Source organism: Actinomadura gamaensis, assembly GCF_042652125.1.
In the GTDB taxonomy this organism is placed as follows: Bacteria; Actinomycetota; Actinomycetes; order Streptosporangiales; family Streptosporangiaceae; genus Spirillospora; species Spirillospora gamaensis.
In genome coordinates, this window is record NZ_JBHSIT010000002.1 from 868,372 (window position 1) to 889,643 (window position 21,272).

Consider the following 21,272-nt stretch of genomic DNA (forward strand, 5'->3'; position numbering starts at 1 on the left):
CATGACCGCGCTCACCGCGCCGAGGGCCGCCCCGGGGACGGGGTCGCGGGCGCGCCGCCGCAACCGGCTGCGCGTGCTGGCGTTCCTGTCCCCCTGGCTGGTCGGCCTCGGACTGTTCTTCGGCTACCCGCTCGCCGCGACCGTCTACTTCTCCTTCACCCGCTACGACCTGTTCACCCTGAAGTACGTCGGGTTCGACAACTACCGGTTCCTGCTGCACGACTCCGACGCCTGGCGCGCGATGAGGAACACGCTGTGGCTCGTCGCCGTGATGGTGCCGCTGCGGCTGCTGTTCGGCCTCGGCATCGCGCTGCTGCTCACCCAGGTCAAGCGAGGCGGGAGCGTGCTGCGGTCGGTGTTCTACCTGCCGTACCTGATCCCGCCGGTGTCGGCGACGGTCGCGTTCGTGTTCGTCACCAACCCGGGCACCGGGCCGTTCCCCGCGATCGCCCGGCACCTGGGGTTCTCGCTGCCGGACTTCTTCAACGACCCGTCCTGGTCGCGTCCGGGGCTGACGCTCATGGGGCTGTGGGCGGTCGGCGACCTGATGATCCTGCTGCTGGCCGCGCTGCTGGACGTCCCGCGCTCGCTGTACGAGGCGGCCGTGCTGGACGGCGCGAACGCCTGGCAGCGGTTCCGGTACGTGACCCTGCCGTCGATCTCGCCCGTGCTCGCGTTCTGCGCCGTCACCGGCGTCATCCAGACGCTCCAGTACTTCACGCAGGCGCTGGTCGCGGCGAAGGTCGCGTCCGGGCAGGCCGACACCGCCGGGACGCAGTTCGCGCCCGGCTACCCGGACGGGTCCACGCTGACCTTCCCCCAATGGCTCTACGACGAGGGCTTCCGGCAGTTCAACATGGGATACGCGTGCGTGCTCGCGCTGGTGATGTTCGCCGTCGGGATGCTGTTCACGCTGTTCCTGCTGCGCCGGTTCCGCGCCTTCGCCAGCGAGGAGGCCCGGTGACCACCGCCACCGCACCCGCCGCCGGGACGCGCCCCGCGCCCCGCCGCGACCAGCGGCGCGTCCGCGCGAACCGCACCCGCCGGACGCTGTACTGGATCGCCGTCCACTCGCTGGCGATCGCGCTCGCCGTGATGTTCCTCGCGCCGCTGGCGTTCATGCTGCTCACCGCGGTGATGACGGACGAGCAGGCGCTCACCAGCTCGTTCTGGCCGCACACCTGGCACTGGGCCAACTTCCGGCGCGCGTTCAGCGGCGACATGGTCCGCTGGACGCTCAACAGCGTCCTGTACGCGGGGCTGTCCACCGCGTTCGTGCTGGCGTCCAGCATCCCGGTCGCCTACGCGCTCGCCCGGTTCCGGTTCCGGGGCCGCTCGGCCGCGCTCGTCATCGTCATCGCGACGATGATGCTGCCGCCGCAGGTGACGATGGTCCCGCTGTACATCGTCTGGTCCCGGTTCCACCTCACCGGGACGCTGTGGCCGCTGATGCTGCCGAACCTGTTCGGCGACGCGTTCTCCATCTTCCTGCTCCGGCAGTTCCTGGTGTCCATCCCCGCCGAGTACGCCGACGCGGCCCGCGTGGACGGCTGCGGCGAGCTGCGGACGATGCTGCGCGTCGTGCTGCCGATGGCGCGGCCCGCGATCGCCGCCGTCGCGCTGTTCCAGTTCTTCTACTGCTGGAACGACTACTTCGGGCCCCTGGTGTACGCCAACCCGAGCCACTGGACGCTGGCGGTCGGCGTCGCCTCGTTCCGCGCCGCGCACCACGTGGAGTGGAACCTGACGATGGCGGCGACGCTGCTGACCATCCTGCCGGTGCTCATCGTGTTCTTCCTCGCCCAGCGGGTGTTCGTGCAGGGCGTGACCCTGACGGGAGTCAAGGGTTGAGACTGACGGGAGTCAAGGGTTGAGACTGACGGGAGTGAAGGGTTGAAACTGACGGTCATCGGGGGCGGCTCCACCTACACCCCCGAACTGGTGGACGGGCTGGCCCGGCTGCGCGGCGCGCTGCCGGTCACCGAGCTCGTCCTGGTCGACCCGGACGGGGACCGGCTCGTCCCGGTCGGCGCGATGTCCCGCCGGATGCTGGCCCGCGCCGGGCACCCCGCCCGCGTCGTCACCACCGCCGACACGGCCGCCGGGGTCGCGGGCGCGGACGCGGTGGTGGTGCAGCTGCGGATCGGCGGGCAGGCCGCCCGCCGGGTGGACGAGACGCTCCCGCTCGCCTGCGGCTGCGTCGGGCAGGAGACGACCGGCGTGGGCGGGCTCGCCAAGGCGCTGCGCACCGTCCCGGTCGTCCTGGACCTCGCCGACACCATCGCCAAGCACGCCCCGGACGCCTGGATCGTGGACTTCACCAACCCGGTCGGGATCGTCACCCGCGCGCTGCTGGACGCCGGGCACCGCGCGGTCGGGCTGTGCAACGTCGCCATCCACGTCCAGCGGCGGCTCGCCGCCCTGCTGGACGTCCGGCCGGACGAGGTGGACCTCGGCCACGCCGGGCTGAACCACCTCACCTGGGTCCGGTCCGCGCGCGTGCGGGGCGTCGACCGCCTGCCCGGGCTGCTGGCGGACCACCTGCCCGCGCTGGAGGAGATCAGCAACCTGCCCGGCGGGCTGCTGCGCCACCTGGGCACCCTGCCGTCCTACTACCTCGGCTACTACTACGAGCACGACCGGATCGTGGAGCGGCAGCGCACCGGCACGCCGCGCGCCGAGCAGGTCGCCGCCGTCGAGCGCGAGCTGCTCGACCTGTACGCCGACCCGGCCAACGACACGCGGCCCGCGCAGCTGTCCGAGCGCGGCGGCGCGTTCTACTCCGAAGCCGCCGTGTACCTGCTCGCCGCGCTGCTCGGCAGGCCGGGAACCGCCCAAGGCGATGCCGGGGACGCCGGCGTTCCGGCCGTCCAGGTGGCGAACGTCCGCAACAACGGGACGTTTCCGTTTCTGCCGGACCGGTCCGTCATCGAAGTTCCGGCGCGCATCACCTCGAAGGGGCCGCTGCCGCTGCCCGTCCCGCCCCTCGAGCCCCTTTACGCCGGGCTCGTCGCGCACGTGTCCGCGTACGAGGAACTCGCGCTGGACGCGGCTCTGCACGGCGGCGTCGACCGCGTCCGGACGGCCCTGCTCGCCCACCCGCTCGTGGGGCAGCACGCCTTGGCCGAGCGCCTCGCGGACGACCTGGTCGCCGCCAACCGCGACCACCTTCCGTGGGCGGCCCGGTGAGCCGCACCCTCGTCGCGGTGGACGGCGGCAACAGCAAGACCGACGTGCTCGTCGCGAGCGGCGCCGGCTCGATCCTGGCCCACGTGCGCGGTCCCGGCTACCGGCCCCACGAAAGCGGTTTCGACCATGCGGTGGACACCGTAGCCGCCCTCGTGGACCGGGCGCTCGCCGACGCGGGCGGCCCCCCGGTCGCGCTCATGTCGGCGTACATGGCCAACGTGGACCTCCCCGACGAGGAGCGCGCCCTCGTCAAGGCGCTCCGCACCCGCGGCTGGACCGACCGCGTCACCGTCGGCAACGACACCTTCGCGCTGCTCCACACCGGCGCGCGGCGCGGCTGGGGCGTCGCGGTCGTGTGCGGCGCCGGCATCAACTGCGTCGGCGTCGGCCCGGACGGCGCGCGCGTCAGCTTCCCGTCCCTCGGCGCGCACACCGGCGACTGGGGCGGCGGCGGGACGCTCGGCGAGGCCGCCCTCTGGCACGCCGTCCGGGCCGAGGACGGGCGCGGCCCGGAGACCGCGCTCACCGCCGCCGTCGCGGCGCACTTCGGCGCGGCCAGCGCCATGGACGTCGGGATCGCGCTGCACGTCGGCGACATCCACCGCGACCGGCTCCTGTCCCTCACCCCGGTGCTGATGGACGTCGCCGAGGCGGGCGACCCGGTCGCGCTGTCGGTGGTGGACCGGCAGGCCGAGGAGGTCGCGCTGCTCGGCACCGTCGCGCTGCGCCGCCTCGGCCTCCTGGACCGGCCGACCGAGGTGGTGCTCGGCGGCGGCGTCCTCAGCGCCCGCCGCCCGCCGCTCATGGCGGGCGTCGAGCGGCGCTTCGCCGAGGCCGCGCCCCGCGCCGAGCTGATCGTCGCGGACGCGCCGCCCGTCCTCGGCGCGGCGCTGCTCGGCCTCGCCGACCTGGCCGTCCTCGACGCGGACGAGCCCTCGACCGCCTCCTCCGGCCCGGTGGAGGACGCCCGCGAGCGCCTGAGGGCGGAATGCGCGGCGCGCTGGCCCGCCGCGCGGCCCGCGGCGCACTCCCCCGCGAGATCCCCCGTTCCGGACGGGAGCGGGACGCCGGAAAAAAGTTGATCACCGTCCGAACCCCGCGCCGTCCGGCGGCGTCACAACGGTCACCGGAGGCGGCGCGGGGCGCGGACGGGGACGCATCGGGGGTGCCCCGCCCGCTTCTGGACAGTCGAGGAAAGGACCTGGATACTCACAGCCATGGACGGTCAGCCCTCGTATCCGGTGCGGGCGTCCGACACGGACCGCGACCAGGTCCTGCGCGCCCTCGGCGAGCGGCTGGCCGAGGGGCGGCTGTCCCAGGACACCTTCGAGCGCCGCGTCGAGCAGGTGCTCCAGGCCCGCAGCCGCACCGAGCTGGACGACGCCGTGCGCGACCTGCCGCCCACCAGCCGCGTGGTGGGCCGGCTCACCGGCCTGGTCTCCACCGTGTCGCAGGTGACCGCGCGGATCGAGGCGGCCTGGCGGGCGCCGCGGCTGCCGCGCTTCACCCTTCCGGGCGCCGACCTCAGCCGCATCGTGATCGGCCGCGCGCCCGGCTGCCAGTTCGTCCTGACCGACCTCACGGTGTCCCGGTTCCACGCCGAGCTGTACCGCGCCGGGGACGAGTGGATGGTGTCCGACCTCGGCTCGATGAACGGCACCCGGGTCAACGGCTGGCGGCTCACCGGGCCCGCGCGCGTCCGTCCCGGCGACGAGCTGGGCTTCGGCAACCTGAACTTCATCGTCGCCGTTTCCTGACCCCCGCAGCCCGCGCCGTGGCGCGGGCTGCGGACTTCCGGACGCGAACCCGGAGGTTCAGACCGTCCCGGCGCGGTAGACGACGAACGAGACCGCGATGTACTGCAGCACGTAGGCGGCCACGGTGAAGGCGTGGAAGACCTCGTGGAACCCGAACCAGCGCGGCGACGGGTCCGGACGGCGCAGCCCGTAGACGAGCCCGCCGACGCTGTAGAGCACGCCGCCGAGCGCCACCAGGACCGCCACCACCACGCCGGTGCCCTCGATGAACTGCGGCACGAAGAACGCGGCGACCCAGCCGAGGCCGATGTAGAGCGCGGTGTAGAGCCAGCGCGGGGCGCGCACCCAGAGCACCCGGAACAGCACGCCCGCCAGCGCCCCGGCCCACACGACCGACAGCACCAGCGCGCGGACCGCGCCGTGCAGGATCAGGTAGGCGAACGGCGTGTAGGTGCCCGCGATGATCAGGTAGATGTTCGCGTGGTCGAACCGGCGCAGCACGTCCTGCACGCGGGTGGACCAGCGGCCCCGGTGGTAGGCGGCGGACACGCCGAACAGCAGCGTCGAGGTCAGCGTGTAGACGGCCGCGCACACTCGGGCCGGCAGCGTGGGACCGAGCGCCACCAGCGCGATCCCCGCCAGCAGGGCCAGCGGAAACGTTCCCGCGTGCAGCCATCCGCGCAGTTTCGGCTTGACCGCCTCGGCGATCTCGGCCGCTCGACGCATCGCACCCTCCCCCTCGGCGTCCGGGCCGCGCGCCGGAAGGCCCGGCGGGCGTGCCCGCGTTCTCGTCACGGCACCCTGGTTACGGCACCGTAGGTTCACAACTTACGCCACCGTAGGTTTCCCTCGCAGGACGTCTACGAGTGAATCGTGGCACATCGGAATGAATCTCGGGTAAGGCTCGCGCGACGTTCGGGGTGGGCGCGCGCGGGTTAGGGGTGCCGACTCCCCGCCACGAGGATGCGGGCTCCGCGCCGCGCGCCTTGACGTTGTAAGGTTCGGTCCGGGACGGCCGTCCGGGGCCGTCCGGAACGAGGAGGAGAACGCCATGCGGATCGGGTTCGCGATACCGATTTCCGGAGCGTGGGCCACCCCCGCCAACCAGGCGGAGGTCGCGCGCCGCGCCGAGGAGCTCGGCTACCACTCGATCTGGACGCTCCAGCGGCTGCTCAACCCCGCCGATTCCCCCGACCTCACCTACCGCAACGTCCCCGACCCGCTGATCACGCTCTCCTACCTGGCCGCGCTGACGCGGCGGATCCGGCTCGGCGTCGCGATCGTCAACATGCCGTTCGTCGCCCCGGCCGTGCTCGCCAAGCAGGCCACCACCCTCGACCACGTCTCCGGTGGACGCCTCGACCTCGGCCTCGGCACCGGCTGGATGCCCGCCGAGTTCGCCGCCGCCGGAACCTCCATGGCCCGGCGCGGCGCCCGCGCCGAGGAGTACCTCGCGGCGCTGCGCGCCCTCTGGCGGGACGAGGTCAGCGAGTTCCACGGCGAGTTCTACGACTTCCCGCCGGTCGTCATGGAGCCCAAGCCCGTCCAGTCGCCCGAGCCGCCGATCCTGCTCGGCGGCACCGCCGAGCCCGCGCTGCGCCGCGCCGGACGGCTCGCCGCGGGCTGGGTCAGCTCCAGCCGCGCCGACCTCGCCGCGCTCGGCCGGTCGGTCGGGATCGTCCGCGAGGCCGCCGAGAAGGCCGGCCGCGACCCCGGCGAGCTGCGGTTCGTGTGCCGGGGCGCGGTGCGCATCCGCCCGGACGGCGCGGCGGACCCGGACCGTCCGCCGCTCACCGGCACGCTCGCCCAGGTCCTGGACGACGTCGGTTCGCTCGCCGCGCAGGGCGTCACCGAGCTGTTCGTCGATCTCAACTTCGACGCCGAGCTGACCGGCCCGGACGCCGACCCGGACGCGTCCATGGACCGGGCGCGCGAGGCCCTGGAGGCGTTCGCGCCCGGCGCCTGACCGGCCCGGGCCGCCGGGTCACGCGGCGATCCGGGTGAGCTTGTCGGGGTTGAGCACGGCGTAGATCCCGTGGATGCGGCCCCCGCGGACGTCGAACGCGACGACCTGGCGCTGCCCGCCCATCGTCGCCGCGATCGCGGGGCCGCCGTTGACCTCGATCGGCCGCACGTCGTCGAACGGGTACCGGGACAGCAGCCCGCCGACGAAGGCCAGCACGGCGTCGCGGCCGGTGACGGGCCGCAGCGCGGCGCGGACCTTGCCGCCGCCGTCGTTCCACGCCGTGACGTCCTCGGCCAGCAGGTCCCCCAGCGTGGCCAGGTCGCCGCCGCGGGCCGCGTCGAGGAAGCGGCCGACCAGCGCGGCGTGGTCGGCGCCGGACGGCTCGAACCGGTCGCTGCCGTCCGCCAGCCGGGCCCGCGCGCGGCGGTGGTGCTGGCGGCAGGACGCCGCCGGCACGCCGATGATCCGCGCGATGTCGCCGTACGGCAGCTCGAACGCCTCGCGCAGGACGAACACGGCCCGCTCGGGCGGGCTCAGCCGCTCCATCATGTGCAGGGTGGCGTAGGACAGGGTGTCGCGGAGCTCGGCGGTGTCGAGCGGGCCGAGGTCGGCCGCCGCGACCGGCTCGGGCAGCCAGGGGCCGACGTAGGCCTCGCGCGTGACGCGGGCCGACTTGAGCTGGTCGAGCGCGAGCCGCGACACGACGGTGATGAGCCACGCCCGCGGCTCCTCGACACCCGCGGTGTCGGCGCCCGTCCAGCGCAGGTACGCCTCCTGCACGGCGTCCTCGGCGTCCCACATGCTGCCCAGCAGGCGGTAGGCGAGCCCGATGAGCAGCGGGCGGTACCGCTCGAACACCTCGGTCTCGTCCGGCATGCGCGTGTCCCCTTCCCGGATCGTCGCGAGTGTAGAGGGCGGCGTCACGCGGCCGGGGACGCGGGTCCGGCCAGCTCGGCGGCGAGGCCGTCGCGCCAGGACGGGTGCCGGGGGCGCCAGTTCAGCCGCAGGCGGGCGCGCGCGTTGTCGGCGCCGCGCAGCCGGGTCATGTAGGCGACGCCCCAGCCGCCCACGGCGAGCCTCGCCAGCGCCGCCGGAGCGCGCTTCGGCTCGGGCGCGCCCAGGATCCGGGCGACCTCGGGCAGCCACTCGCGGACCGGCGCGGGGTCGTCGTCCACGATGTTCAGCACGCCGCTGACGTCCCGGTCGAGGGACGCCGCGACCGCCGCCGCCACGTCGTCGGCGTGGGTGAAGGAGAACACGGCCGTCCCGCCGCCGACGACCGGCAGCTTGCCCGCCCGCACCTGCCGGACGAGGGAGCCGTCCGGGGCGAAGGCCGAACCCGGACCGTACAGGTGGCCCAGGCGCAGGACGAGCCCGCCCGCGTCCAGGGTGGTGCGCTCCAGCTCGCGCAGCGCGCCGAGCACCGGCGCGAACTGGCGGGGCGTGTGGTCTTCCCAGAGCGGCGCGTCCTCGTCGGCCGCTCCCTCGCCGGGCTGGTAGGCGTAGGCGAGGCCCTGCGCGACGAGGCGGTCCGCCCCGGCGGCGCGGGCGGCGTCGGCGAGGTTGCGGGCGCCCTCGGTGCGCAGCCGGTTGGTCAGCGCGAAGTCGGCGGCCAGCCGGCGGGGGTTCAGCTCGGCGGGGATCGCGGTGAGCATGTTCACCACGGCGTCGGGACGCGCGTCCCGGACGGCCCGGATCAGGCCGTCGCGGTCGAGGGCGTCCGCCAGGGCGACCTCCGCGCCCGCGTCCCGCAGCGGACGGGCGCTCCCGGCGGAGCGGGCCAGCCCGATGACGTCGTGTCCGGCGGCGTCCAGCATCGGGACCAGCCGGTTGCCGATGACTCCGGTGGCTCCGGCGACCAGAACTCGCATGATGGCTCCTGTTGCGTCCGCCCCGGCCTCGGGCCGGGGCGATGGGCGATGACGGCAACAGGACGAGCGACCCCGACCCGATGTGACAGCGACGGGCGTGACGCGCGTCACACCGTTCAGAGAGCGGGGTGGCGGCCCTCCCAGGGGGTGCTGAGCACGACGGTCGTCCGGGTCGCGACGTTCGCGGCGGCGCGGATCTTCTGGAGGAGGTCCTCCAGCTCGTTCGGCGAGGCCACCCGCACCTTGAGGATGTAGCTCTCGTCGCCCGCCACCGAGTGGCACGCCTCGATCGCGGTCAGGTGGGACAGCCGCTCGGGCGCGTCGTCCGGGGCCGAGGGGTCGATCGGCTTGATGGAGACGAACGCGGTCATCGGCAGCCCGGCCTGCTCGTGGTCGAGCTGGACGGTGAACCTCCGGATGGCTCCGCGGCGCTGCAGCCGGCGCACCCGCTGGTGCACCGCCGACACCGAGAGCCCGGTCTCCTTGGCCAGGTCGGTGAAGCTCATCCGGCCGTCGCCGGCCAGCAGCCCGAGGATCTGGCGATCGATCTCCTCCACCTGAAGAATCTAGCGCGCCCGCGCCCCCCGCGCGATCCGGAACCCCCAGCGTGGTGCCCCGCCGACCTCTCGGAACGTTCCACGCCGGGGCCCGCGCCCCGTCAGTGGCGGGCGCGCTCGCGGCGGGACGGGATCGGCGCGCAGGAGCCCCGGACGATCAGGTCGGTCGGCAGCAGCACCGGGCCGGACGGGGCGCGGCGGCCGGTGTCGCGGGCGGCCAGCTCGCAGGCGCGGTACCCGATGTCGCGGCCGGGGCGGGCGACGGCGGTCAGCGGCGGGTCGCACAGCTCGGCCCAGGCGACGTCGTCCACCATCGCGATGGACAGGTCGGCCGGGACGCGCAGGTCCAGCTCGCGCGCGACCAGCACGGCGGCCTCCCCCGACAGGTTGCCGGAGGCGAGCACGGCGGTCAGGTCGGAGCGGCGCTGGAGCAGCCCGGCCGCCGCCGCGTAGGCGCTGTCGCGGGTCGGCCGGGCGCGCGCGACGAGGTCCTCCTCGACCGGGACGCCGAGGGCGGCGAGCGCGGCGCGGAAGGCGTCCTCGCGGGCGTCCGGCGGCGCTCCGGGCGCGGGCGCGCCGAGGAACCCGATCCGGCGGTGGCCCAGGCCGACGAGGTACTCGGCGGCCGACCGGATCCCGGCCGCGTCGTCGGCCAGCACGGCGGGCACCTCCCCCGGCACCGCACCGGACGCTGCGCCGGACGCTGCGCCGGACAGTGCGCCGGACGCCGCGCCGCCGGTTCCGCTCCGGCGGCGTCCCGACCGCGCGGACGGCGGGCGTCCGACGTAGACGAGCGGCACGCCGGTCCGGACGAACCCGGCCCACGGGTCGCCGGTGCCGGACGGCAGCGCGATCACGCCGTCCACGCGCTGCTCGGCGAACCGGTCGGCGATCTCGGCCTCGCGGGCGGGGTCGCCGCGCGTGGCGTCGAGCAGGACGTGCTGGCCGAGCGTGCGGGCGCAGTCGAGGACGCCGGCGACGAGCTCGGCGCAGAACGGGTCCGTCACGTCCGGGACGGCCAGGCCGAGGCCGCCGGTGCGGCGGGTCTTGAGGCTGCGGCCGACCGCGCTCGGCCGGTAGTCGAGGTCGCGCGCGGCGGCCAGCACGCGCTCGCGGGTGGCCGCGCTCACCGCGCCCGCGCCGGAGAAGACGCGCGAGACGGTCGCGATGCCCACCCCGGCCGCCGCCGCCACGTCCTTGATCGTCGCCGCCACCGCGCCCCCTTCGCCGCCCGCTCGCCCGGCTCGCCCCATGCTGCCATGAACGACCCTTTTCTGGAAACGTTTCCATGATGTTGAATCCCGTTTCACCAATGAAACCGCAGGTGGCCACGGGTCACTGGAAACGTTTCCAACGAAGGGGGCCGGGATGGCCGGGATCGCGCTGGAGCGCGTCGACAAGGTGTACGCCGGCGGCGTCAAGGCCGTCGACGGGCTCGACCTGGAGATCGCCGACGGCGAGTTCATGGTGCTGGTCGGGCCGTCCGGCTGCGGGAAGTCCACCGCGCTGCGCATGATCGCGGGCCTGGAGGAGATCAGCGCCGGGACGGTCTCCATCGGCGACCGCGTGGTCAACGACCTCGCGCCGAAGGACCGCGACATCGCGATGGTCTTCCAGAACTACGCCCTCTACCCGCACATGACGGTCGAGCAGAACCTCGCGTTCGGCCTGAAGCTGCGCGGCGTGTCCAAGGAGGAGCGGCGCAAGAAGGTGCACGAGGCCGCCAAGATGCTCGGCCTGGAGCAGTTCCTCGACCGCAAGCCCGCCGCCCTCTCCGGCGGCCAGCGGCAGCGCGTCGCGATGGGCCGCGCGATCGTCCGGCAGCCGCAGGCGTTCCTCATGGACGAGCCGCTGTCGAACCTCGACGCCAAGCTGCGCGTGTCCATGCGCGCCTCGCTGAGCCAGCTCCACGCGAGCCTCGGCGTGACCACCGTGTACGTCACCCACGACCAGGTCGAGGCCATGACCCTCGGCACCCGCGTGTGCGTGCTGCGCGAGGGCAAGCTGCAGCAGGTCGACACGCCGCAGCGCCTGTTCGACCACCCGGTGAACCTGTTCGTCGCCGGGTTCATCGGCTCCCCCGCGATGAACTTCGTCGAGGCCGAGCTGGTCCGCGGCGACGGCGGCGCGCAGGTGAAGTTCGCCGGGTTCACCCTGCCGGTGCCGGACGGCCTGCTGTCCGGCCGCGCGGGCCTGGACGACTACCTCGGCAAGAAGATCATCCTCGGCATCCGCCCGTCGGACTTCGAGGACGCCGGGCACGCCAAGGACGACTGGGCCCCGATCACCGTCACCAGCACCGTCACCGAGGAGCTGGGCAGCGAGATCAACGTCATCTTCGCCATCGACGCCCCGCCGGTCGAGCACAAGGACACCGCCGACCTGGCCGAGGACGCCGCCGAGGGCGAGGGCGACGGCGCGATCCCGCTCACCGACAACAAGGCGCTGTGGACGGCCCGCGTGAACTCCCGCTCGCACGTCCGCCCCGGCCAGACGGTCGAGCTGGCGATCGACACGACCCGCCTGCACTTCTTCGACCCGGCGAGCGGCCTCGCCATCGGGCACGAGGACGCCCGGTCCGTCGCGACGGCCGACGAGACCGACGACGTCCCGGCCTGACCCTCCGCACGACGACCGCCCGCCTCCTCCGGGAGGCGGGCGGTCTCTTTTTTCGTGGGGTCTTCCTACGGCACCGCGATCGCGTGGACGGCGACCGGGCCGCGCGTCGGGTCCAGCTCGTCGGACTGGGACACGCCCGCCGGAGTGAGGACGTCCAGGGCCTTCGGGACGGTGTCCGGGTCGCGCGAGCAGATCGGCGCGGCGCCTCCCGGCGCGCACACCCCGAACCGGTACGGCTGCGGCGTCGCGGCGAACCCGCGGGCGCGGTCGGCGCTGTAGCCGTCCTGGCCGGTGAGCACGACGGCGAACTTCCAGCCCTTGCCCGGCGTGCCGAAGGCCGCCCTGGGCAGCGCGATCGTGATCGTCCGCGTGGTACCGGACGAGCGGACCGCGATGCCCTGCCGGGCGGTGCCGTCCGCCGCCGTCCAGACGGGCGAGGCGAAACCCTCGACCTCGACGCGCTGGGTCCAGGCGTCGGCGGCGGCGATCCCGTAGTTCCGCTGCGGGAACGCGGCGTCGGTGGACCGGGTCGTGACGGACGGGTCCTGCACGTAGACGTCCAGGAGCTGCGCGCCGATCTGGTTGCCGAAGGTCGCGGTGAGGTCCCGCAGGGTCGTCCGCAGGTAGACGGTGTTCGCGTCGGTGATGACCTGGAAGCGCCGCAGGTCGAACGCGCCCGGACGGAAGTCGGCGGCGGTCGGGTACCGGTAGGTGCCCGGGCCATTGTCGTCGGCGTCCGGGTCGGTGACGTCCAGCACGGACGTCCCGCCGGCGATCTCGCCGGTGACCGTGCGGTGCGCGTAGGCGGTGCGTCCGTCCGCGGCGGTCGCCGTGGCGGTCAGCGAGACCTCGCCGAACGCGACCGGCGCGGCGGCCTGGAACGAGCCGTCCGCACCCGCCGTGACGGACACCGTCTGCGTCGCACCGCCCGTGTCCACGGGCGTCGCGGCGATGTCGACGCGCGCGCTCGGTGCGGTCGTCCCGCGCACGGTGACGGTCGTGCCGTTGACGCTGGAGCCGTCGTCCGGGGCGGTGAGCGTGAGCGGCGCCGCCTTCGGCGTCCCGTGGTCGGCGTACCGCGCGCGCACGATGTCGGGCTGCTCGACCGGACGTCCCGTGCCGAGCGCGAGGGTGAGCCGCGCCTGCTGCGCCTGCGCCCAGGTCAGCGGCGACGCCGAACCCGCCGGGCCACCGTTGCGGAAGCCGACCGATGCGGTCGCCGGGTCGGTTCCGTACGGGGACGCGGCGACGTCCGGGTCCTCCCACGCCTGCTCGGGCACCAGCCCGGTCCCGGACGCCATGCCGCGCATCGCGTCCAGCAGGTCGCGCGCGGCGCCGCTGTCGCCCGTCTGCAGCGCCTGCTCGGCGCGCTCGCCCGCGAGCACCGGCCAGAGGTGTCCGGAGCCGGTGTTGGACGGCGGCCACGGACGGCCCGTCGGCTCGCAGGCGGTCGGGTCGGGTTCGTAGCAGTCGCCGTAGCCGTCCTCGGTCCCGGCGGTGTCGGTGCCGTACCGGTACCAGCCCGCGCCCGTGGGCGTCGTCCGCTTGAGCGCCTTGTCCACGGCGCCGAGCGAGGCGAGCACGTCGGGGTCGCGGGCGGGCAGGACGCCGAGCCGGGTCAGTTCGAGGAACCCGGCGTCCACGACGCGCCGCTGGTCCTCGGTCGGCCCGCCGTTGCCGAGGTTGTAGGAGACGGCCGCGTTCGGGTCGCCGTTGCGGGACAGCCGGAGGAAGTAGCGCGGCGCGTAGGGCCCGGTCGTGGTGACCGTCCAGCCCTTGACCGAGCGGGCGAAGTGGTCGGCGGTCGCGCGGTACAGGCGGGCGCGCGCGGCGTCGCCGTGCCGGTCGGCGATGTTCCCGGCGGCGACGAGGCCCGCGATCTCGGCCGCGATCGTGGACGGCGAGTACCCCGACTGCTCCTCCCAGCGCTCGACGCCGAAGGACGGCCCGTGCGCGACCACGAAGTCCGCCGCGGCCCGGACGCGCGGCCACAGCGAGGCGTCCCCGGCCAGCCCCGCCTGGTACGCCATCAGGATCGGGTAGGCGGTCTCGTCGAGCTGGTCGCCGCCGGTGTCGGGCGCGGTCCTGCCGTTCAGGAGCGAGTTGCGCGGCATCCGCCCGTCCGGTTGCTGCTGGCGTTCGAGCAGGAAGCGGGCGCTGGCCCGTGCGGTCGTCACGTCGCCTGCGGCGAGCAACCCGGTGAACGCCTCGTACAGGTCGCGCGAGAACACCTCGCGGTACGAGCCGAAGTAGACGGCCTTGCCGCCGGGCGCGTCCCCCGCCGGCACGGCCTGCCCCCACGGGCTGGCCAGGGAGGCGACGACCGCGCCGGGAAACGTCTTGTCCTCGCTGGCCTTCAGCACGTTCACCGACAGCCGGTAGGCGTCGCGCAGCTTGGGATCGAGCCCGGCGGGCGGTCGCCGCAACCGGGCGTCGTAGGCGCGCCAGTCCGCCTGGTAGCGGCCGAAGGTGGAGGCGAACGGACGGGACGCCGCCGCACCCGCCGTGCCGAGCGCGGCCGAGGCGGACCGTCCGAACCCGAGCGCGTAGGTGACCTGGCCGTTCCTGTCGAGGGGCAGGCGCGCGGTGGCGACGACGTTGCCGTTCGGCGCGGACGTGTAGGCGGGAGTCAGAGCGTGCTTGGCGTCCAGCTGGGCCGCGCCGTCGCTGTCCGTCCCGGCGTAACCGACGCTCGCCTCGGGCAGGGCCCGCTGGGCGCGCAGAGCGAGATGCGTCGGGACGGCGTAGTCCCGATTGGCGGCGTTCGTGACGGTGTTCGGGTCGGAGACGACGGGCGCGTGCGTCGAGGCGTCCACGACACCACCGTCCGCCCCGCCGTTGGTCGCGCCGCCACCGCCGTTCCCGTTGACGTTGGTGTCCAGCCGCACGTAGAGCCGCAGGCCCGCGGGTTGGAGGCGGGTGCTCATCACCACCGCGTCGCGGTCGGGGTCGGTGACGTACGTCGTGGTGATCCGGTAGCGGCCGTTCCTGCCGGACGCCGTGACCGTGCACGCCATCCCGGACGGGTCGGTCGCGACCGTGTAGGTCATGTCGCGGGCCTGGAGATCGGTGAAGGTCCGCCCGTCGGTGACGGCGTACTGCATCGTCTCGACGTTCGTGTTGTCCACGGTCGGCTCGTAGACGTCCGACAGCATCCCGCCCGCGACCGTGTACCAGACCTTGGACGTTCCGTTGCGGGCCGTCCCCACGCAGTCCTTGCGAGCAAGGTCGAAGTGGGACGCAGCCCCCGGTGCGCCCGGCGCGGTCCCCGGACCGCTCGGCGCGGACCGGGCGTCCGCCCGCGCCGCCGGAGCGCCCAGCGCTCCGGACGGGACGGCGGGCAGGACCGCCGACAGGGCCGCGACCAGCGCCAACCCGCGAAGAAGCCGTCCAGTGGGAACCGTCATCGCGCCTCCTCCGGCGTCCGGGGCCGCCGTCCGGACGGTCCGTCCGGACGTCCCGACATCATGGGCACGGTCCACCCCGATGTCACCCCCTAGCCGCCCCGCCTCCCGCGCGCGGCTCTTGCGCGGGCCGCGGCTTCGACCAAGGATGGAGGGGTTGATCACCCCGGCGTCCGGACAGGAAGGCGGCCCGTGCCCGGCACCCTGCTAGCGATCAGTGACCTGCACATCGGCTACGCCGAGAACCGCGAGCACCTGGCGGCGCTCACCCCGGACGACCCCGAGGACTGGCTCATCGTCGCCGGTGACGTCGCCGAGCGCGCGGCCGACGTCGAGTGGGCGCTGACCACCCTGGCCGAGCGGTTCGCGACCGTGGTGTGGGTCCCCGGCAACCACGAGCTGTGGACGCCGCGCGACGATCCCGACCAGCGGCGCGGCGAGGAGCGCTACCGGCACCAGGTCGAGCTCTGCCGACGCCTGGGCGTCCACACGCCCGAGGACCCGTACCCGGTGTGGCGCGGTCCGGGCGGCCCGGCGCAGCTCGTGCCGCTGTTCCTGCTGTACGACTACAGCTTCCGGCCGGACGGCGCGTCCAACAAGCAGGAGGCGCTCGCGATCGCGCACGAGTCCGGGATCGTGTGCACCGACGAGTACCTGCTGCACCCCGACCCGTACCCGACGCGCGACGAGTGGTGCCGGGCCCGGATCGCCTACTCCGAGCGCCGCCTCGCGACCCGCGACACCGACCTGCCGACCGTCCTGATCAACCACTGGCCGCTCGTCCGGGAGCCCACCCGCGTGCTGCGCTACCCCGAGTTCGCGCAGTGGTGCGGGACGGACCTGTCGGCCGGCTGGCACCTGAAGTACGACGCGGCGGCCGTCGTGTACGGGCACCTGCACATCCCGCGGACGACCGTGTACGACGGCGTCCGGTTCGAGGAGGTGTCGGTGGGCTACCCGCGCGAGTGGAAGCACCGCGGCGGGCCCGCCCGGCCGCGTCCGGTGTTCCCCGGCGCGCGGGCCTGAGGCGGCCGGGATGATCGAGAAGCTGCTGCCGGACGCGGTGGCGGTCGCCGAGGAGTTCGGCCCGCCGTCGCCCGCGCCGCTGCTGCCCGGGGAGGAGGCGGCGGTCGCGCGGGCGGTGGCCAAGCGGCGGCTGGAGTACGCGTCGGTCCGCGCGTGCGCGCGGCGGGCGCTGGCCGACATCGGCCGTCCTCCGGTGGCGCTGCCGCCGGGCGAGCGCGGCGCGCCGGCCTGGCCCGCGGGCGTGGTGGGCAGCATGACGCACTGCGACGGCTACCGGGCGGCGGCGGTCGCGCCCGCCGCGTCCGTCGCGGCGGTCGGGATCGACGCCGAGCCGCACGCCCCGCTGCCCGACGGCGTGTTCGAGGCGATCGCCCTGCCGTCCGAGACGTTCCGGCACGCCGCGCTGGCGCGCACCGCTCCCGGCGTCCACTGGGACCGGCTGCTGTTCAGCGCCAAGGAGGCCGTCTACAAGGCGTGGTTCCCGGTGACGCGGCTCTGGCTGGACTTCGAGGGGGCCGACATCACCCTCGGTCCGGACGGCACGTTCGCCGTCCGGGTCCTGCGGGCGCCCGGGCCGGGCGAGGGGCCGCTGCCGGCCGCCTACTCCGGCCGCTGGCTGGTCGCGGACGGCCTGGTCGCGACGGCCGTCGCCGAACCGGCCCGCTGACCGCCGCCGCCCTCGCCGGGGGAACCCGCGCTGACGCGCCATAAATTGCGAAAGTTGTTCACATCAGCGTGGCGAACTTCACATTCGGGCGCCTTACAAAGAGCCCACTCCTGTTTCTGTCGAGTAATATCGGGGGCCGGTCGGCGCCTTTACCCGCATTCACGTGCGCATGATCACCGACCGTGGCGCGACCGGTACGCGACCGCCCGTTCCACGCCGTGTCCGCAGCAGTTCGGAATGGTCCGGCCGGTTAATCACCGCGGCTGTCAGCGCTTTTGACAACCGCCCGGAAAGGGGCTCGTAGGGGTGGGGCACCGCCCCCTAGGGGTACCCGGAGAGCGGCGCCGCGAATAATCTGCTCCGGGAGCGACAAAAGAATGGCCGCGTCCTTCAAGAAATGACAGGTTTTCGTGTCCGATTCCGGCCACCCACGGAATTCGGCTCCCGGCTCGCGATCCGACAAGGGGTAGCTCAGCGGTGTTGGTGGAGCGCACAGGCATTCTCGAACGACTCGACGAGCTGGTCGACCGGTCCGCGGGCGGGCGCGGGGGGCTCGCCACGGTGACCGGCGCAACCGCGATGGGAAAGACGGCCCTGCTGCACGCGCTCGCCGAGCGCGCCGGCGCGGCGGGCCGGACGGTGCTCAGCGCGGCGGGCTCGCCGCACGAGGCGGGCGTCCCGCACGGCGTGCTCTTCCAGCTCCTGCACACGGTGGACGCCCCGGTTCCCGGCGTCGCCCCCTCCTCCCCCGCCACCGCCGAGGACGAACTGGCCGTCGCGCGGCGCACGCACCGGATCGTCGCCGGGCTGGCCGCCGAGCGGCCCGTTCTGATCGCGGTGGACGACGTCCAGCACGTCGACCCGGCCTCGCTGCTCTGCCTGCTGCACCTGGCGCAGCGCCTCCCCCGGCTGCGGCTCGCGCTGGTCCTCACGCGCGGCGTGGCCGTGGACGAGCAGGCGCCGCGCGTCCTGCACGACCTGCTGTCGCGGCCGAACGCGCAGCGCTTCCACCTGGAGCCGCTGTCGCGGGCGGGCGTGCGCGACCTGGTCGCCGAGCGGGTCTCCGGCGTCCCCGCCGACCGGTACGTGGCCGAGGTGCACCGGCTGAGCGGCGGCAACCCGCTGCTCGCCCGGACGCTCGTGGAAGAGGAGCAGCCCCCGGCGGGCGCCGCGGCGTCGGCCGAGTTCGAGCTGCCGACCGGGCACGTCTTCCACCAGACGATCCTGGCGTGCCTGCACCGGCTCGGCCCGGGCGCCCTGCGCGTGGCGCGCGGCGCCGCCCTGCTGGACGGCGCGGCGCGTCCCGCCCTGATCGCGCGGCTGAGCGGGCTCGACCCGGTGCCGGCGGGACGGTTCCTGCGGCTGCTGACCGGCGTCGGCGTCCTGGACGGCACGCGGTTCCGCAGTCCGGGCGTCCGGCAGGCGGTGCTCGCCGAGACCCCGCACGAGGAGATGACGGTGCTGCGGCACCGCGCGGCCCGGCTGCTGCACGACGACGGCGCCGCCACTCCGGCGATCGCCGAGCACCTGTTGCAGGCGGGGCCGCTGCTGGAGGAGTGGGTGCCGGGCGCGCTGCGGGACGCCGCCGGACGCGCCCTCGCCGAAGGCGACGTCGCGCGCGGGATCCGCTGCCTCGACCTCGCCGAGGAGTGCTGCTCGCTGGACGAGCAGCGGGCGTCGGTGCGCGCGCAGAAGACGGCCGTGCGGTGGCAGTCGCGGCCCGCCGAGTCGGCCCGGCACTTCCTGTCCCTCAAGCGGTCCGTCACGGCCGGGCTGCTGACCGGGCCGGAGGCGCTGCTGGTCGCCGAGGGCCTGCTGTTCCACCTGGACTTCGACGACGCGATGGAGGTCGTCGCCCGGATCGAGACCGGCTCCGGGGAAGCGGGCGAGTCCGGCGCGGCGGACGCCGAGCTGGCCGAGACGCTCGACAACACCCGCCAGCTCCTCGCCTCCGACTTCCCGGGCGTGAACGAGCGGGCCGGACGGTCCCAGCGGTCCGTGCCGCCGCTGGTGACGGCCGCCTCGTCCGCGCGCGCCCGCAACGCGCTCAACCTCGTGCTGGAGCGCGGGGCCGACGAGTACGCGATCGCGGTCGCCGTCCGCGCGCTGCAGGACAGCCGGACCCGGCCGACCTGGACGCCGCGCGGCTTCCCCTCGGCGCTGCTGGCCCTCTGCTACGCCGAGCGCATCGAGGACGCCGCCGAGTGGAGCGAGCGCTTCCGCGCCGACATGGAACGGCGCGACGCGCCCGCCTGGCGGGCCGTCCTGGACTGCATCGGCGCGCTGATCGCCCTGCGGCGCGGACGGCTCGCCGACGCCGTCCGGCAGGCCGAGGCGGCGCACGCCCGCCTGGCCGGGCCGCGCTGGAACCTCGGCGCCGCCGCCGCGCTCGCCGTCCTGGTCGAGGCGCACACCGCGATCGGCGACCACCGGGCCGCCGCGCGGCGGCTGGCCGTCGAACCGCCGCCCGAGCTGTTCCTGACCCGCACGGGCCTGCACTACCTGTACGCGCGCGGACGCCACCACCTCGCGACCGGCGACGCCACCATGGCCCTGTCGGACTTCCTGGAGTGCGGCGCGCTGATGCGGCGCTGGAACCTCGACACGCCCGCGGTCGCGCCCTGGCGGCTCGGCGGGGCCGAGGCGTGGCTGGCCCTCGGCGACCGGCACCAGGCGGCCCGGCTGGTGGAGGAGCAGCTCGCCGAGCCCGACACCGGGCTCGTCCGCTCGCGCGGGATGGCGCTGCACTCGCTGGCGTCCGTCCGGCCGGCCGCCGAGCGGCCCGCCCTGCTCCAGGAGGCGCTGCGGCTGCTGGAGGCCGCCGGGGCGCGCTACGAGGCCGCCTCCGTCCTGGCCGACCTGAGCCGCGCCTACCAGCGGCTCGGCGAGAAGGGACGCGCCCGGACCACCGCGCGGCGCGCGTGGCGGATCGCCAAGAGCTGCCACGCCGAGGAGATGTGCCAGGCGCTGCTGCCGTCGTCCTCGCCGCGCAGCGTCGGCGCCGGGCGGACGGCGGCCGGGACGCGCTCCTCGGGCGGCCCGCGCGGCTCGGCTCCCGCGCGGGCCGAGCAGAGCGCGTTCGCCAAGCTCAGCGACTCCGAGCGGCGGGTCGCGGTGCTCGCCGCGCAGGGCTACACCAACCGGGAGATCGCCGACCGGCTGTTCATCACGGTCAGCACCGTCGAGCAGCACCTCACCCGCGTGTACCGCAAGATGGGCATCCGGAACCGGGAGCAGCTCCTCGAAGGGGCGCACGCCGACAGCTCCGAGGCGGTGTGAACGGTCCCGGCGCGAGCGGCTCACCGGCGTGAACGGCTCCGCGGCGAGCGGCTCACCGGCGTGAACGGCCTCGCGGCCGCTAGGCGAGCGGTTCGGGTTCCGGGCCGCCGAGGTCGACGACGTCCCCGACGATCACCGGGAGCAGGAAGTCGGTCACCGCGTTCGCCACGTGCGGCAGGTGCCCCTGCAGGATGCGCGGCCCGCCGGGGAGGATCCGGGACTCGAACGGGCCGGTGGTCTGCTCGCGCCACGCGAGGACGTCGGCGACGCGCGTCCTCGGGTCGCGGGCCGCGCCGAACGCGAGGACGCCCGCGCGGATCCTCGCGTCCGCGCCGCAGGTGTAGGGATCGGCGGGCGGACGCGGCGGGGCGGCCTCGTGGTGGCATTCGGCGCCCGAGAAGCGGCTTCGGCGACCGCGTGCGCGCAGGGGCAGGACGTCCGCCAGCGGCCCCGTGGAGGACGACTCGTCGCCGGCTGGGCCGAGGTCACCGAGGGCGGGGCCGTGGACGGAATCGCCGCCGCCGTCCGGGCGGAAGCGGCAGGGCGCGCGGCACGCCGCGGCGAACAGCGCCACCGGCCCGGTGACGCGCTCGCGCTCCAGGCGGCGGGCCGTCTCGAACGCGAGGATCGCGCCCGTCCCGTGCCCGAACAGCGCGAGCGGACGGGCGCGCTCCCGGTGTTCGCGCAGCGCGGCGACGGCGCGGTCCGCGCGCTCGGCGGTGCCCGCCATCGGCGGATCGCCGATGCGGTGGTCCGCGAACGGCTCCTCCACGGCGACCACGTCGATCGACGGCGCGAGCATCTCGGCGAGCGCGCTCAGCCGTCCGCCGCACAGGTCGCGGTCGGGCAGGCACACCATGAGGACCTTGGCGCGCGGGTCGCGGCGGATCTCGCGGACGGTGGAGGCGGGGACGTTCGGGGGCATCGGACGGGGGTC

General features: G+C 74.8%; 17 protein-coding genes. 10 read left to right on the forward strand and 7 right to left on the reverse strand.

Annotated features, from left to right (window positions below; all coding sequences use genetic code 11):
* Position 1: 1 nt before the first annotated feature.
* The 5 genes from ACFPCY_RS09565 to ACFPCY_RS09585 all read left to right on the forward strand — a co-directional run bounded on the left by ACFPCY_RS09565 (position 2) and on the right by ACFPCY_RS09585 (position 4,946).
* Positions 2–964, forward strand: a complete 963-nt coding sequence (locus tag ACFPCY_RS09565; RefSeq protein ID WP_378253419.1) for a carbohydrate ABC transporter permease — start codon at positions 2–4, stop codon at positions 962–964.
* Positions 961–1,851, forward strand: a complete 891-nt coding sequence (locus tag ACFPCY_RS09570) for a carbohydrate ABC transporter permease (protein WP_378253421.1) — start codon at positions 961–963, stop codon at positions 1,849–1,851. Before ACFPCY_RS09565 ends, ACFPCY_RS09570 begins: the two co-directional genes overlap by 4 nt.
* A 42-nt stretch (positions 1,852–1,893) precedes the next feature.
* A complete protein-coding gene (locus tag ACFPCY_RS09575) occupies positions 1,894–3,189 on the forward strand; it encodes a family 4 glycosyl hydrolase (RefSeq protein WP_378253423.1) in 1,296 nt (431 codons plus the stop codon).
* A complete protein-coding gene (locus ACFPCY_RS09580; protein WP_378253424.1) occupies positions 3,186–4,271 on the forward strand; it encodes an N-acetylglucosamine kinase in 1,086 nt (361 codons plus the stop codon). Before ACFPCY_RS09575 ends, ACFPCY_RS09580 begins: the two co-directional genes overlap by 4 nt.
* A gap of 135 nt (positions 4,272–4,406) precedes the next feature.
* Complete coding sequence (locus tag ACFPCY_RS09585) at positions 4,407–4,946, forward strand: DUF1707 domain-containing protein (protein WP_378253426.1); 540 nt, start codon at positions 4,407–4,409, stop codon at positions 4,944–4,946.
* A 57-nt stretch (positions 4,947–5,003) separates the two neighbouring features.
* Here the strand turns inward: ACFPCY_RS09585 and trhA are convergent, their stop codons facing one another.
* On the reverse strand, positions 5,004–5,672 hold the full coding sequence (gene trhA / locus ACFPCY_RS09590) for a PAQR family membrane homeostasis protein TrhA (RefSeq protein WP_378253428.1): 669 nt from the start codon (positions 5,670–5,672) through the stop codon (positions 5,004–5,006).
* A gap of 325 nt (positions 5,673–5,997) precedes the next feature.
* On the opposite strand from trhA, the gene ACFPCY_RS09595 reads away from it, so the two are divergent.
* Positions 5,998–6,912 (forward strand): TIGR03619 family F420-dependent LLM class oxidoreductase, encoded by a 915-nt coding sequence (locus tag ACFPCY_RS09595; protein WP_378253429.1) that lies wholly within the window; start codon positions 5,998–6,000, stop codon positions 6,910–6,912.
* 18 nt (positions 6,913–6,930) lie between these two features.
* Here ACFPCY_RS09595 and ACFPCY_RS09600 read toward each other — a convergent pair whose 3' ends face one another.
* The 4 genes from ACFPCY_RS09600 to ACFPCY_RS09615 form a co-directional block, all read right to left on the reverse strand.
* Positions 6,931–7,788 (reverse strand): RNA polymerase sigma-70 factor, encoded by an 858-nt coding sequence (locus ACFPCY_RS09600; RefSeq protein WP_378253431.1) that lies wholly within the window; start codon positions 7,786–7,788, stop codon positions 6,931–6,933.
* Positions 7,789–7,832: 44 nt separating this feature from the next.
* On the reverse strand, positions 7,833–8,783 hold the full coding sequence (locus tag ACFPCY_RS09605; protein ID WP_378253432.1) for an NAD-dependent epimerase/dehydratase family protein: 951 nt from the start codon (positions 8,781–8,783) through the stop codon (positions 7,833–7,835).
* 116 nt (positions 8,784–8,899) lie between these two features.
* Positions 8,900–9,340: an Lrp/AsnC family transcriptional regulator gene (locus ACFPCY_RS09610; protein WP_378253434.1), complete on the reverse strand. Its 441-nt coding sequence runs from the start codon at positions 9,338–9,340 to the stop codon at positions 8,900–8,902.
* A 101-nt stretch (positions 9,341–9,441) separates the two neighbouring features.
* Positions 9,442–10,554, reverse strand: coding sequence for a LacI family DNA-binding transcriptional regulator (locus ACFPCY_RS09615; RefSeq protein WP_378253435.1), 1,113 nt, complete (start codon positions 10,552–10,554; stop codon positions 9,442–9,444).
* A gap of 154 nt (positions 10,555–10,708) precedes the next feature.
* On the opposite strand from ACFPCY_RS09615, the gene ACFPCY_RS09620 reads away from it, so the two are divergent.
* Positions 10,709–11,959, forward strand: a complete 1,251-nt coding sequence (locus ACFPCY_RS09620) for an ABC transporter ATP-binding protein (protein ID WP_378253437.1) — start codon at positions 10,709–10,711, stop codon at positions 11,957–11,959.
* A 65-nt stretch (positions 11,960–12,024) separates the two neighbouring features.
* Here ACFPCY_RS09620 and ACFPCY_RS09625 read toward each other — a convergent pair whose 3' ends face one another.
* Positions 12,025–15,366: a glucodextranase DOMON-like domain-containing protein gene (locus ACFPCY_RS09625; protein ID WP_378253438.1), complete on the reverse strand. Its 3,342-nt coding sequence runs from the start codon at positions 15,364–15,366 to the stop codon at positions 12,025–12,027.
* A gap of 189 nt (positions 15,367–15,555) precedes the next feature.
* On the opposite strand from ACFPCY_RS09625, the gene ACFPCY_RS09630 reads away from it, so the two are divergent.
* From ACFPCY_RS09630 to ACFPCY_RS09640, 3 genes are all read left to right on the forward strand, one after another.
* Positions 15,556–16,389 carry a metallophosphoesterase family protein gene (locus ACFPCY_RS09630; RefSeq protein WP_378253440.1) on the forward strand — a complete coding sequence of 278 codons (834 nt, stop codon included), beginning with the start codon at positions 15,556–15,558 and terminating at the stop codon, positions 16,387–16,389.
* A 10-nt stretch (positions 16,390–16,399) separates the two neighbouring features.
* Positions 16,400–17,056, forward strand: coding sequence for a 4'-phosphopantetheinyl transferase family protein (locus tag ACFPCY_RS09635; protein WP_378253442.1), 657 nt, complete (start codon positions 16,400–16,402; stop codon positions 17,054–17,056).
* A 483-nt stretch (positions 17,057–17,539) separates the two neighbouring features.
* Positions 17,540–20,335 carry a helix-turn-helix transcriptional regulator gene (locus ACFPCY_RS09640; protein WP_378253778.1) on the forward strand — a complete coding sequence of 932 codons (2,796 nt, stop codon included), beginning with the start codon at positions 17,540–17,542 and terminating at the stop codon, positions 20,333–20,335.
* A gap of 79 nt (positions 20,336–20,414) precedes the next feature.
* Here ACFPCY_RS09640 and ACFPCY_RS09645 read toward each other — a convergent pair whose 3' ends face one another.
* The gene (locus ACFPCY_RS09645; protein ID WP_378253443.1) at positions 20,415–21,260 is read right to left on the reverse strand and encodes a thioesterase II family protein; all 846 of its coding nucleotides are present in this window, start codon (positions 21,258–21,260) and stop codon (positions 20,415–20,417) included.
* Positions 21,261–21,272 lie beyond the last annotated feature (12 nt).